We start from the raw sequence: 12,209 nt of genomic DNA on the forward strand, positions 1-12,209 counted from the left end.
GACTAGCATGGCCCGGGTGACTGACCGCTACGGCATGGACGTACTGGCCCGAAACCCGCACGCGGGCCGCAAGGTTCGCTCCACTGAGCAACCGGTCGAGATCGGCCTGGTGGTCGAGGACGCCACCAGCGGCTTCGTCGGCGCGGTGGTCCGCATCGAGTACGGCCGAATGGACCTGGAGGACCGCCGCGGCACGGTGCGCGGCTTCCCGGTCGGCCCCGGCTACCTGATCGACGGCAAGCCGGTCATCCTGACCCCGCCGCGCGGCAAGGCCCCGGCCGCGCCGGCCCGCACCAAGTCCGGCTCGGTGGCCGTCGCGGGGGCCCGCGCCCGGGTCGCGCTGCCCAGCCGGATCTACGTCGAGGGCCGCCACGACGCCGAACTCGTCGAGCAGGTCTGGGGTGCGGACCTGCGCATCGAGGGCGTCGTCGTGGAATACCTCGGCGGCATCGACGACCTGCCCGCCATCGTCGCCGAATTCGGCCCCACCCCCAAGCGCCGGCTCGGGGTGCTGGTCGACCACCTGGTGGCCGGATCCAAGGAGTCCCGGATCGCCGCGGCGGTGGCCGCCGGGCCCGGCGGGCCGGACACCCTGGTGGTCGGGCACCCGTTCATCGACATCTGGGCCGCGGTCAAGCCGGCCCGGCTCGGCCTGGAGTCCTGGCCGACGATCCCGCGCGGCACCGACTGGAAAAAGGGCATCTGCGCGGCGCTGGGCTGGCCGCACCGCGACCAGGCCGACACCGCGGCGGCCTGGGCGCGGATCCGCTCGGCGGTCCGGGACTGGAACGACCTGGAGCCCGCGCTGATCGGCCGGGTCGAGGAGCTGATCGACTTCGTCACCGCCACCGGATGACCGGCCCGGCTACGAGCAGATGCTGGGCCGTCCGGCCAGGTAGTTGCACTGCATCGGGAACCGGTTGATCACCGGCGGATCCAGCGGGGCCAGGAACGCCAGGGTGAACGGCGTCTTCTCGATGCTCGCGGGCAGCCCGCACTGCTCGGGGGTGACTCGCCGGTGCGTCCCGGTCAGCCCGTTCTCGGTGAACGAGTAGGTCTCGGTGGTCGGCGCATACCCGCCGCCCGGGCACTCCGCCCCCTCCGGGCTGGTGAAGTTCGCGGTCCACAACCCGCCGGTGAGCTTGAACCGCTGATCGAAACTGACCAGCCGGTTGGCCCGGCCCATCGGCTCGGCCGGCTTGGCGGCCACCAGCAGGTCGCAGCCCATCGACTGGATGTCGATGTCGGTGTAGTCGCTTTGGATCCGGGTCCCGCTGGGCTGGCTGCACAGCGTCTGCATGGTCCAGATGGTTCCCGGTGAACCGGCCATGCTGAACGCATAGGTGCCATCGGCGGGCGGCAGGATGGCCTGGGCGGGGGCGGCGGTGAGGGCCGCGGTGGCGGCCAGCGCCCCGGCAAGCGCGGCGGCGCGGCGACGGGTGTTCATGGCGGGCAGTGTATCGCCGTGGTAAGTCTGAGCGGTGCCGGATTCCCCAGACGATACGGCCGGCCTGTTCGACGTCGAGCCTGCCGCACCGGCCGCCGCCGCAGGCCCGGACCCGGGCGCCCCGCTGGCGGTCCGGATGCGCCCGGCCACCCTCGATGAGGTCCTCGGGCAGGACCACCTGCTGGGGCCCGGCTCGCCGCTGCGCCGCCTGGTCGACGGCTCCGGGGCCGCCTCGGTCATCCTCTACGGTCCGCCCGGCACCGGCAAGACCACGCTGGCCTCGCTGATCTCGCAGGCCACCGGGCGCCGGTTCGAGGCGCTCTCGGCGCTCTCGGCCGGGGTCAAGGAGGTCCGCGCGGTCATCGACGCGGCCCGCCGGGCCGCGGTGCACGGCCAGGCCACCGTGCTGTTCATCGACGAGGTGCACCGGTTCTCCAAGACCCAGCAGGACGCCCTGCTGGCCGCGGTGGAGAACCGGGTGGTGCTGCTGGTCGCCGCGACGACGGAGAACCCGTCGTTCTCGGTGGTCGCCCCGCTGCTGTCGCGGTCGCTGATCCTGGCCCTGCAGCCGCTGGGCGCCGCCGACATCGCCACCGTGCTGCGCCGGGCCGTCGAGGACCCGCGCGGGCTCGGCGGCACCGTCGCCGTCACCGACGACGGGCTGGACCTGCTGGTGCGGCTGGCCGCCGGGGACGCCCGCCGGGCGCTGACCGCGCTGGAGGTCTCCGCGCAGACCGCCGGCGACGGGCCGATCACCGTCGAGGTCGTCGAGCAGTCCCTGGACCGCGCGGCGGTGCGCTACGACCGCGACGGCGACCAGCACTACGACGTGATCAGCGCCTTCATCAAAAGCGTCCGCGGCTCCGACGTCGACGCCGCGCTGCACTACCTGGCCCGGATGCTGGTCGCCGGCGAGGACCCCCGCTTCGTGGCCCGCCGGCTGATGATCCTGGCCAGCGAGGACATCGGGATGGCCGACGCCACCGCGCTGCTGGTCGCCACCGCGGCCGCCCAGACGGTGGCGCTGATCGGGATGCCGGAGGCCCAGCTGACCCTGGCGCACGCCACCACCTACCTGGCCACCGCGCCGAAGTCGAACGCGGTGACCACCGCGCTGAGCGCGGCGATGTCCGACGTGCGGGCCGGCAAGGCCGGGCCGGTCCCGGCCCAGCTGCGCGACGGGCACTACGCCGGGGCCGCCGCGCTCGGGCACGCCCAGGGCTACCGGTACGCCCACGACGCCCCCGAGGGCGTGCTGGCCCAGCAGTACCCGCCCGACGATCTGGTCGGGGTGGACTACTACCGGCCGACCGGTCGGGGCGCCGAGCGCGAGCTGCTCAGCCGGGTGCAGCGGCTGCGCGACATCATCCGCAGGCGATGAACACCCGGCCGGTACCCTGAGACGGTTGATTGCGACGGCAGGAAAGTGACGACGTGCAGACTCACGAGATCCGGAAACGGTTCCTCGACCATTTCGTGACCGCGGGGCACACCGAGGTGCCCAGCGCCTCGGTCATCCTCGACGACCCCAACCTGCTGTTCGTGAACGCCGGCATGGTCCAGTTCGTGCCGTTCTTCCTGGGCCAGCGCACCCCGCCGTACGACACCGCGACCAGCGTGCAGAAGTGCATCCGGACCCCGGACATCGACGAGGTCGGCATCACCACCCGGCACAACACCTTCTTCCAGATGGCCGGCAACTTCTCCTTCGGCGCCTACTTCAAGCGCGGCGCGATCGAGCTGGCCTGGTCGCTGCTGACCAACTCGGTCGACGACGGCGGCTACGGGTTCGACCCGGAGCGGCTGTGGGCCACCGTCTACTACGACGACGACGAGGCCGAGGGGCTGTGGCAGGAGATCGCCGGGCTGCCGCCCGAGCGGATCCAGCGCCGCGGGATGGCCGACAACTACTGGTCGATGGGCATCCCCGGCCCGTGCGGGCCGTGCTCGGAGATCTACTACGACCGCGGGCCGGACTACGGCATCGAGGGCGGCCCGATCGCCAACGAGGACCGCTACATCGAGATCTGGAACCTCGTGTTCATGCAGAACGAGCGCGGCGAGGGCACCAGCAAGGACGACTTCGAGATCCTCGGGCCGCTGCCGCGCAAGAACATCGACACCGGCATGGGCATCGAGCGGATCGCCTGCCTGCTGCAGAACGTCGACAACGTCTACGAGATCGACCTGCTGCGCCCGGTCATCGACATCGTCGCCGCCCGCGCGCCGCGCGGCTACGGCCAGGGCAACCACGCCGACGACGTGCGCTACCGGGTGATCGCCGACCACAGCCGGACCGCCGCGATCATCATCGGCGACGGCGTCACCCCCGGCAACGAGGGCCGCGGCTACGTGCTGCGCCGGCTGCTGCGCCGGATCATCCGGGCGGCCAAGCTGCTCGGTGTCGACGACCCGATCATGGCCGCGCTGATGGCCACCGTGCGCGACGCGATGGGCCCGTCGTACCCGGAGCTGGTCACCGACTTCGACCGGATCAACCGGATCGCGGTGGCCGAGGAGACCGCGTTCAACCGCACCCTGGACGCCGGCTCCAAGCTGTTCACCGACGCCGCCGAGGCCACCCGCGCGGCCGGCAAGTCGGTGCTGACCGGCTCCGACGCGTTCGCCCTGCACGACACCTACGGGTTCCCGATCGACCTGACCCTGGAGATGGCCGCCGAGGCCGGGCTGGCCGTCGACGAACTGGGCTTCCGGGAGCTGATGTCCGAGCAGCGCCGCCGCGCCAAGGCCGACGCCGCCGCCCGCAAGCACGCCCACGCCGACCTGTCGGCCTACCGCGAACTCGTCGACGCCGGACCCACCGAGTTCACCGGCTTCGACGAAATGACCACCCAGGCCCGGATTCTCGGCATCTTCGTGGACGGCAAACGGGTCCCGGTGGTGTCGCACACCGGCCGCCCGGAGCCCGGCGAGGAGTCGGCCAGCCGGGTCGAGATCGTGCTGGACCGCACCCCGCTCTACGCCGAATCCGGCGGCCAGATCGCCGACGTCGGAACGCTGACCGGCACCGGCGCCAGCAGCACCGCGCGCGCCGCGGTCGACGACGTGCAGAAGATCGCCAAGACGCTGTTCGTGCACCGGGTCACCGTGGAGTCCGGCGAGTTCGTCGAGGGCGACGTGATCACCGCCGAGGTCGACCACAACTGGCGGCGCGGCGCCACCCAGGGCCACTCCGGCACCCACATGGTGCACGCCGCGCTGCGTCAGGTGCTCGGCCCCGGCGCGGTGCAGGCCGGCTCGCTGAACCGGCCCGGCTACCTGCGCTTCGACTTCAACTGGCAGGGCGCGCTGACCGAGACCCAGCGCGCCGACATCGAGCAGATCGCCAACGAGGCCGTGCAGGCCGACTTCGAGGTCAACACCTTCCTCACCGAACTGGACCAGGCCAAGGCGATGGGCGCGATGGCGCTGTTCGGCGAGGCCTACCCGGACCGGGTCCGGGTGGTGGAGATCGGCGGCCCGTTCTCGCTGGAACTGTGCGGCGGCACCCACGTGCGCAACTCCGCCCAGATCGGCCCGGTCACCCTGCTCGGCGAATCCTCGGTCGGCTCCGGGGTGCGCCGGGTGGAGGCCTACGTCGGGCTGGAGTCCTTCAAGCATCTGGCCCGCGAACGCGCCCTGATGGCGGGGCTGGCGTCGTCGCTGAAGGTGCCCTCCGAGGAGGTGCCCGGCCGGGTCGCGACCCTGGTCGAGAAGCTCAAGACCGCCGAGAAGGAACTGGACAAGGCCCGGCTGGCCAACGCCCGCGCCGCCGCGGCCAACGCCGCCGCCGGCGCCGAATCGGTCGGCGGGGTGGCGCTGGTGGCCCAGCGGATGGCCGCGGGCATGTCCGCCGCCGACCTGCGCTCGCTGGTCGGCGACATCCGCGGCAAGCTCGGCGACGGTCCCGGGGTGGTCGCCCTGATCGCCGAGGGCGAGGGCGGTTCGGTGCCGTTCGTGGTGGCCGTCAACCAGGCCGCCGCGGCGCGCGGCCTGTCGGCCAACGACCTGGTCCGGGTGCTGGGCGCGGCGGTCGACGGGCGCGGCGGCGGCAAGCCGGACCTGGCCCAGGGCTCCGGGCGCAACGCCGCCGGGATCGACGCCGGGCTGGCCGCGCTGCGCGCCGAGATCGCCCGGGACTGACGACCCGTGCAGGGTGAGCAGCGGCGGCCCGACCGCCCCGGACCCGACGACCCCGGACGCGGTCGTCGGCTCGGCATCGACGTCGGCACCGTCCGCATCGGCGTCGCCGTCTGCGACCCGGACGGGATCCTGGCCACCCCGGTGATGACCGTGCGCCGGGACGGCAAACACCTGGCCCGGCTGGTGAAGCTGGTCGGTCAGCACGACGCCGTCGAGGTGATCGTCGGGCTGCCCCGGACCCTGGCCGACCGGTCCGGCTCCTCGGCCGCCGACGCGACCGACATCGCCGACGCGCTGGCCGCCAAGATCGCCCCGATCCCGGTGCGGATGGCCGACGAGCGGCTGACCACGGTGACCGCGCAGCGCGCGCTGCGCGAGTCCGGGGTGCGGGCCAAAAACCAGCGCGCGGTGGTGGACCAGGCGGCCGCGGTGGCGATCCTGCAGGGCTGGCTGGAGCAGCGGCGCCCCCGGGCGACATCGAGCGGAGCAGATGATGGCTGACGGTTTGAGCCGGCCCCGGGCCATGCCGGAGCAGGTCGGGCCGCCGCGACACCGGATGAGCCGCACCATGCGGGCCCGCGCGGTGCGCAACCGGCGGCGCCGCCGCACCATCGGGCTGCTGACCCTGGCCCTGCTCGGCGCGGTGGTCGTCGCGATCGCGCTGCTCGGCGGCCGGCTGTGGGGTTCGCTGTCCGGTCCGCCGCAGGACTACACCGGCGACGGCGACGCCGACGTGCTGATCGAGGTGCACCAGGGCGACACCACCGAGGTGATCGCCCAGGCGCTGGTGGACCGGGAGGTGATCGCCGGGGTGCCGCCGTTCATGGCCGCCGCCAAGGGCAATGCGGACATCCGGATGATCCAGCCCGGCTTCTACCTGGTCCGCACCAAGATCCCGGCCGAATCGGCGGTGGCCCGGCTGGTCGACCCGGCCAACCGGGTCGGCAAGCTGACCATCTCCGAGGGCCGTCAGCTAGACGACGTGCTCGACCTGCGCAACAACAAGACCACCGAGGGCATCTTCAGCCTGATCGCGCAGGCCAGCTGCTACACCCTCGACGGCGACCAGCGCTGCGTGTCCGCCGAGGACCTGCGTGCGGCGGCCGCCGACGGCACCCCGGCCGAGCTGCGGGTGCCGGACTGGGCGGTCAAACCGGTGACCCAGCTGACCGGTGACCACCGCAGGCTGGAGGGCCTGATCGCGGCCGGCACCTGGCAGTTCGACCCGACCGCCGCGCCCGAGCAGATCCTGGCCTCGCTGCTGGCGACCAGCGCCGCGCACTACGCCGAGTCCGGGCTGGCCGACGCCGCCGCGGCCGTCGAACTGACCCCGTACCAGGTGCTGACGGTCGCCTCGCTGCTGCAGAAGGAGGCCCACCCGGAGGACTTCGCCAAGGTCGCCCGGGTGATCTACAACCGGCTGCAGGTGCCGCAGATGCTGCAGTTCGACTCCACGGTGAACTACCCGCTGGACCGCCAGGAGATCGCCACCACCGACGCCGACCGGGCCAGGGCGACCCGGTGGAACACCTACGCGATGGAGGGCCTGCCGGCCACCCCGATCGGCTCGCCGGGGCTACCCGCGCTGGCCGCCGCCGAGCATCCGGCCGCCGGGGACTGGCTGTACTTCGTCACCGTCGACATGGACGGCACCACGCTGTTCACCCGCGACTACCGCAAGCACCTGGCCAACATCGAGGTGGCCCGGCGCAACGGCGTGCTCGACAGTGTCCGATAGCAGCTCCGGCCCCCGCCGGGCCGCGGTGCTGGGCTCGCCGATCGCGCATTCCCGGTCGCCGCTGCTGCACCTGGCCGGCTACCGGGCGCTCGGGCTGACCGACTGGACCTACGAGCGGATCGACTGCGACGCCGACCGGCTGCCCGGGCTGGTCGGCGGGTTCGGCCCGGAATGGGTCGGGGTCTCGGTGACCATGCCCGGCAAGTTCGCCGCGCTGGCCGTCGCCGACGTCCGCACCGCCCGCGCCGAGCTGCTCGGCTCGGCGAACACCCTGGTCCGTACCGCCGACGGCTGGCTGGCCGACAACACCGACGTGGACGGGGTGGCCGGCGCGCTGCGCGGCCTGGTCGACCCCGGGTCCACCGCGGTGGTGCTGGGCTCCGGCGGCACCGCGCCGGCCGCCGTCGCCGGGCTGGTCGCGCTCGGGGTGTCCGCGGTGACGGTCGCCGCGCGCGACCGGGACCGGGCGGCGCCCGCGCTGGCCGTCGCCGCGGCGTCCGGACTGCGCGCGCTGTGGTGCCCGCTGGACGACGCCGCCACCGCGCCGCTGGCCGACGCGATCGCCGGGGCGGCGGTGCTGGTCTCCACGGTGCCCGCCGACGTCGCCGCCCGGTTCGCCGCGGTCGCCGCGCCGGTGCCGGTGCTGCTCGACGCGATCTACGACCCGTGGCCCACCCCGCTGGCCGCCGCCGTCGGCGCGGCGGGCGGCACCGTGGTCGGCGGCCTGCAGATGCTGCTGAATCAGGCCTTCACCCAGGTGGAACTGTTCACCGGCCGGCCGGCCCCGCGCGCCGCGATGGCCGCCGCGCTGGACTGTGCATAGCCGACTCGGCGGCGGCCCGCCGGCGTCCTATCGTCGGCCATGGATTGGGCGCTCACCGTCGCGGCGGGGACCTGGCTGGCCGCACTGACGGTCTGCGACCTGCGCACCCACCGGCTGCCGAACCTGCTCACCGGGCCCGGTGCGGCGGCGATCCTGGCGGCCGCCGCGCTGGCCGGGGCCGGCGGCGCCGCGGCGCTGGGGGCGGCCGCGCTGGCCGGGGTCTACCTGGGCGCGCACCTGTGCTCGCCGTCCTCACTCGGCGGCGGGGACGTCAAGCTCGCGGTCGGCCTCGGCGCGCTGACCGGCGCGTTCGGCGCCGGGGCGTGGCTGCTCGCGGCGTTCGGCGCGCCGCTGCTGACGCTGATCTGGGCGCTGGCCGCCCGGCGCAGGCTGCTGCCGCACGGGCCGTCGATGTGCCTGGCCAGCGCGCTCGCGGTGCTGCTGGCCGGGGCGGGGCCCGCAGCGATTGGCTCCCGATGATCGGGTCGTGGGACAATTAGATCCGTGTTGCGCTGGACTACTGCCGGGGAATCCCATGGCCGCGCGCTGCTGGCCATGGTTGAGGGCATGGTCGCCGGCGTCGCCGTCACCACCGACGATATTGCCGAACAGCTGCGTCGGCGCCGTTTGGGCTACGGCCGCGGCGCGCGGATGAAGTTCGAGCAGGATCAGGTCACCATGCTGGGCGGGGTCCGGCACGGCCGGACCCTGGGCGGGCCGATCGCCATCGAGATCGGCAACACCGAGTGGCCCAAGTGGGAATCGGTGATGTCGCCGGACCCGGTGTCCGAGGCCGACCTCGGCGTCGCCCGCAACGCGCCGCTGACCCGCCCCCGGCCCGGCCACGCCGACTACGCCGGCATGCTCAAGTACGGCTTCGACGACGCCCGTCCGGTGCTGGAGCGCGCCAGCGCCCGGGAGACCGCCGCCCGGGTCGCCGCCGCGACGGTGGCGCGGCAGTTCCTGCGCCAGGCGCTCGGCGCCGAGGTGGTCTCGCACGTCATCTCGATCGGCGCCTCGGCGCCCTACGCCGGCCCGCCGCCGACCGCCGGCGACCTGACCGCCATCGACGACAGCCCGGTCCGGGCCTTCGGCGCCGACGCCGAGGCGTCGATGATCGCCGAGATCGAGGCCGCCAAGCGCGACGGTGACACCCTCGGCGGGGTGGTCGAGGTGGTGGTGACCGGGCTGCCCGTCGGGCTGGGCTCGTTCATCAGCGGCGACGACCGGCTCGACGCCCGACTGGCCGCCGCGGTGATGGGCATCCAGGCGATCAAGGGCGTGGAGATCGGCGACGGCTTCGAGACCGCGCGCCGCCGCGGCAGCGCCGCGCACGACGAGATCCACCCCGGCCCCGACGGGGTGGCCCGCGCCACCAACCGGGCCGGCGGGCTGGAGGGCGGGATGACCAACGGCCAGCCGCTGCGGGTCCGCGCCGCGATGAAGCCGATCTCCACGGTGCCGCGGGCGCTGGCCACCGTGGACATGGCCACCGGCGCCGAGGCCGTCGCGATCCACCAGCGCTCCGACGTGTGCGCGGTCCCGGCCGCGGCCGTCGTCGTCGAGGCGATGGTCGCCCTGGTGGTGGCCCGCGCGGCGCTGGAGAAGTTCGGCGGCGACTCGCTGGCCGAGACCCGCCGCAACATCGACGGCTACCTGGCCGCGGTCGCCGAGCAGGAGCCCCGGGACGCCCGGGACGCCGGCTAGGCGGCCCGGATGGCGCCAAGGGCGGTGCTGATCGGCCTGCCGGGCTCCGGCAAGTCGACGATCGGGCGGCGGCTGGCCAAGGCGATGAAGCTGGAACTGCTCGACACCGACGCCAAGATCGTCGAGATCGACGGCCGCAGCATCCCGGAGATCTTCGCCGCCGACGGCGAGGCCGGCTTCCGCCGCATCGAGGAGCGGGTGATCCGCGAGGCGCTGCAGGCCCACGACGGCATCCTGTCGCTGGGCGGCGGCGCGATCACCACCCCCGGGGTGCGCGAGGCGCTGGCCGGGCACACCGTGGTCTTCCTGGAGATCAGCGTCGCCGAGGGCATCCGGCGCACCACCGTGAACACCTCCCGCCCGCTGCTGGCCGGCGAGGACGCCGCCGAGAAGTACCGGCGGCTGGCCGCCGAGCGCGGACCGCTGTACCGCAAGGCGGCGACCGTGCGGATCAGCACCAACCGGCGCAACCCCGGCGCGGTGGTGCGCCAGCTGATGTCCCGGCTGGACAATCCCGCCCCGGCGCGTTCCGGCCGGCGCCGCCGCCGCCCGCCGTGGCGGTTCACCCCGCCGAAGGCCGGCGCCGCCGGCGAGAGCACCCCACCGACCCCAGCCACCCCGGCCGCCCTGGCGGCCCGCCGCCGTGAAGAGGCCAAGAAATGACCACCACCGAGCCGATCATCGTCGAGGTCGCCGTCACCCCGCCCTACCCGGTCATCATCGGCACCGGGCTGCTCGGTGAGCTCGGCGAGCAGCTCGCCGGGGTGCGCCGGACCGCGATCGTGCACCAGCCGACGCTGGCCCAGACCGCCGAGGCGGTCCGCGACTACCTGACCGAGCGGGGGATCGAGGCGCACCGGATCGAGATCCCCGACGCCGAGGACGGCAAGGACCTGCCGGTGGTCGGCTACCTCTGGGAGGTGCTCGGCCGGATCGGTCTGGACCGCAAGGACGCCGTGGTCAGCCTGGGCGGCGGCGCGGCCACCGACGTCGCCGGGTTCGCCGCGGCGACCTGGCTGCGCGGCATCGACGTGGTGCACGTGCCTACCACCCTGCTGGGCATGGTCGACGCGGCCGTCGGGGGCAAGACCGGCATCAACACCGACGCCGGGAAGAACCTGGTCGGCGCGTTCCACCAGCCGCGGGCGGTGCTGGTCGACCTGGCCACCCTGGCCACCCTGCCGCGCAACGAGCTGGTCGCCGGGATGGCCGAGATCGTCAAGGCCGGCTTCATCGCCGACCCGGTGATCCTGGACCTGATCGAGGCCGACCCGCAGGCCGCGCTCGATCCGCACGGCGACGTGCTCGCCGAGCTGATCCGGCGCGCGATCGTGGTCAAGGCGCAGGTGGTGGCCGCCGACGAGAAGGAATCCGCGCTGCGGGAGATCCTCAACTACGGGCACACCCTGGCGCACGCCATCGAGCGTCGCGAACGCTACCGCTGGCGGCACGGCGCGGCGGTGTCGGTGGGCCTGGTGTTCGCCGCGGAGCTGGGCCGGATCACCGGGCGCCTCGACGACGCGACCGCCGACCGGCACCGCAGCGTGCTGACCGCGCTGGGCCTGCCGACCGGCTATGACCCGGACGCGCTGACCCAGCTGGTGGAGTACATGGCCGGCGACAAGAAGACCCGCGCCGGGGTGCTGCGCTTTGTGGTGCTCGACGGGCTGGCCAAGCCGGGCCGGCTGGAGGGGCCGGACCCGGCGCTGCTGGCCGGGGCGTACGCCGCGCTGGGCGATTAGCCGGGCTCGGGGCTAACGGTCGTCTGAGCCGTTCGGCTCGACCAACGCGTGCTCGACGGTGGCGTCCTCGGTGGTGGCGTCGTCGACCGAGTCTGCCTCGACCGCGGCGAACACGTCGGTGTCGGCGCGGTCGTCGCCGTCGCCGCCGGCCTCCCGCTCGTGGATGCTGTGGTGGGTGTTGACCGCGGGCCCGCGGCGGTCAACCGCCCAGCGGCCGAGCGCCACCGCGATGATCGCCGGGGTGAAGATCAGCAGCGCGGTGAACGCCGCGAAGGTGGTCAGCTCGTTGATCAGCCCGCTGGAGAACAGCGCCGGGTACACCAGCGACACGCCCCAGGTGACCACGCCGCTGATCCCGCCGGCCACCAGGCCGGCGATCAGCCAGGTCATCGCCAGGTCGGCGCGGTAATCGGCATCCGGGTTGGCGGTGGCGTCAGCGCTGCCGTCCCGCCAGCCCCAGATCGCCGCGGCCGCCATGACCACCGCGAGTGCGAGCAGGCTTATCAGCACCGCGTCGGTCTGCAGGGTATTGACCAGCGTCCCCTGGACGATCCGAACCACGATCATGAGGCCGGCGAACGCCAGCCCCCGTACCAACCACTTGTCCAT

Annotated in this window: 12 protein-coding genes; 10 read left to right on the plus strand and 2 right to left on the minus strand. The window is 73.8% G+C overall.

The genetic code is table 11. The features are described 5' to 3' along the window. Window positions 1–16: 16 nt before the first annotated feature. Window positions 17–856 carry a DUF3097 domain-containing protein gene (locus G6N10_RS02765; protein WP_085094116.1) on the plus strand — a complete coding sequence of 280 codons (840 nt, stop codon included), beginning with the start codon at window positions 17–19 and terminating at the stop codon, window positions 854–856. Window positions 857–865: 9 nt separating this feature from the next. On the opposite strand, the gene G6N10_RS02770 is transcribed toward G6N10_RS02765, so the two are convergent. Beyond that, window positions 866–1,447: a hypothetical protein gene (locus G6N10_RS02770; protein ID WP_085094056.1), complete on the minus strand. Its 582-nt coding sequence runs from the start codon at window positions 1,445–1,447 to the stop codon at window positions 866–868. A 34-nt stretch (window positions 1,448–1,481) separates the two neighbouring features. Here G6N10_RS02770 and G6N10_RS02775 point away from each other — a divergent pair, with 34 nt between their 5' ends. Genes G6N10_RS02775 through aroB form a run of 9 tightly spaced genes read left to right on the plus strand, consistent with a single transcriptional unit; the run spans window position 1,482 to window position 11,600 of the window. Beyond that, on the plus strand, window positions 1,482–2,828 hold the full coding sequence (locus tag G6N10_RS02775; RefSeq protein WP_085094059.1) for a replication-associated recombination protein A: 1,347 nt from the start codon (window positions 1,482–1,484) through the stop codon (window positions 2,826–2,828). 53 nt (window positions 2,829–2,881) lie between these two features. Then, window positions 2,882–5,590, plus strand: a complete 2,709-nt coding sequence (alaS, locus tag G6N10_RS02780) for an alanine--tRNA ligase (RefSeq protein WP_085094061.1) — start codon at window positions 2,882–2,884, stop codon at window positions 5,588–5,590. A 6-nt stretch (window positions 5,591–5,596) separates the two neighbouring features. Beyond that, entirely contained in the window at window positions 5,597–6,091 is a 495-nt protein-coding gene (ruvX, locus tag G6N10_RS02785) for a Holliday junction resolvase RuvX (protein ID WP_085094063.1), read from the plus strand. Continuing rightward, window positions 6,084–7,328, plus strand: a complete 1,245-nt coding sequence (locus G6N10_RS02790) for an endolytic transglycosylase MltG (protein ID WP_085094065.1) — start codon at window positions 6,084–6,086, stop codon at window positions 7,326–7,328. Before ruvX ends, G6N10_RS02790 begins: the two co-directional genes overlap by 8 nt. Next, entirely contained in the window at window positions 7,318–8,151 is an 834-nt protein-coding gene (locus G6N10_RS02795; RefSeq protein WP_085094067.1) for a shikimate dehydrogenase, read from the plus strand. Before G6N10_RS02790 ends, G6N10_RS02795 begins: the two co-directional genes overlap by 11 nt. Window positions 8,152–8,190: 39 nt before the next feature. Then, window positions 8,191–8,631, plus strand: coding sequence for a prepilin peptidase (locus G6N10_RS02800; RefSeq protein WP_085094069.1), 441 nt, complete (start codon window positions 8,191–8,193; stop codon window positions 8,629–8,631). Window positions 8,632–8,655: 24 nt separating this feature from the next. Then, window positions 8,656–9,858, plus strand: coding sequence for a chorismate synthase (aroC, locus tag G6N10_RS02805; protein ID WP_085094071.1), 1,203 nt, complete (start codon window positions 8,656–8,658; stop codon window positions 9,856–9,858). 9 nt (window positions 9,859–9,867) lie between these two features. Then, on the plus strand, window positions 9,868–10,521 hold the full coding sequence (locus G6N10_RS02810; RefSeq protein ID WP_085094073.1) for a shikimate kinase: 654 nt from the start codon (window positions 9,868–9,870) through the stop codon (window positions 10,519–10,521). Continuing rightward, window positions 10,518–11,600 carry a 3-dehydroquinate synthase gene (gene aroB / locus G6N10_RS02815; protein ID WP_085094075.1) on the plus strand — a complete coding sequence of 361 codons (1,083 nt, stop codon included), beginning with the start codon at window positions 10,518–10,520 and terminating at the stop codon, window positions 11,598–11,600. Before G6N10_RS02810 ends, aroB begins: the two co-directional genes overlap by 4 nt. 12 nt (window positions 11,601–11,612) lie before the next feature. Here the strand turns inward: aroB and G6N10_RS02820 are convergent, their stop codons facing one another. Next, window positions 11,613–12,209: a B-4DMT family transporter gene (locus tag G6N10_RS02820; protein WP_085094077.1), complete on the minus strand. Its 597-nt coding sequence runs from the start codon at window positions 12,207–12,209 to the stop codon at window positions 11,613–11,615.

Source organism: Mycolicibacterium fallax, from assembly GCF_010726955.1.
Lineage (GTDB): Bacteria > Actinomycetota > Actinomycetes > Mycobacteriales > Mycobacteriaceae > Mycobacterium > Mycobacterium fallax.

Excerpts from the sequence above, each read along its gene's own strand:
- G6N10_RS02770 (WP_085094056.1), bottom strand. The coding sequence starts at position 1,447 with ATGAACACCCGTCGCCGCGCCGCCGCGCTTGCCGGGGCGCTGGCCGCC.
- G6N10_RS02820 (WP_085094077.1), bottom strand. The coding sequence starts at position 12,209 with ATGGACAAGTGGTTGGTACGGGGGCTGGCGTTCGCCGGCCTCATGATC.
- G6N10_RS02810 (WP_085094073.1), top strand. The coding sequence starts at position 9,868 with ATGGCGCCAAGGGCGGTGCTGATCGGCCTGCCGGGCTCCGGCAAGTCG.
- G6N10_RS02790 (WP_085094065.1), top strand. The coding sequence starts at position 6,084 with ATGGCTGACGGTTTGAGCCGGCCCCGGGCCATGCCGGAGCAGGTCGGG.
- aroB (WP_085094075.1), top strand. The coding sequence starts at position 10,518 with ATGACCACCACCGAGCCGATCATCGTCGAGGTCGCCGTCACCCCGCCC.
- G6N10_RS02800 (WP_085094069.1), top strand. The coding sequence starts at position 8,191 with ATGGATTGGGCGCTCACCGTCGCGGCGGGGACCTGGCTGGCCGCACTG.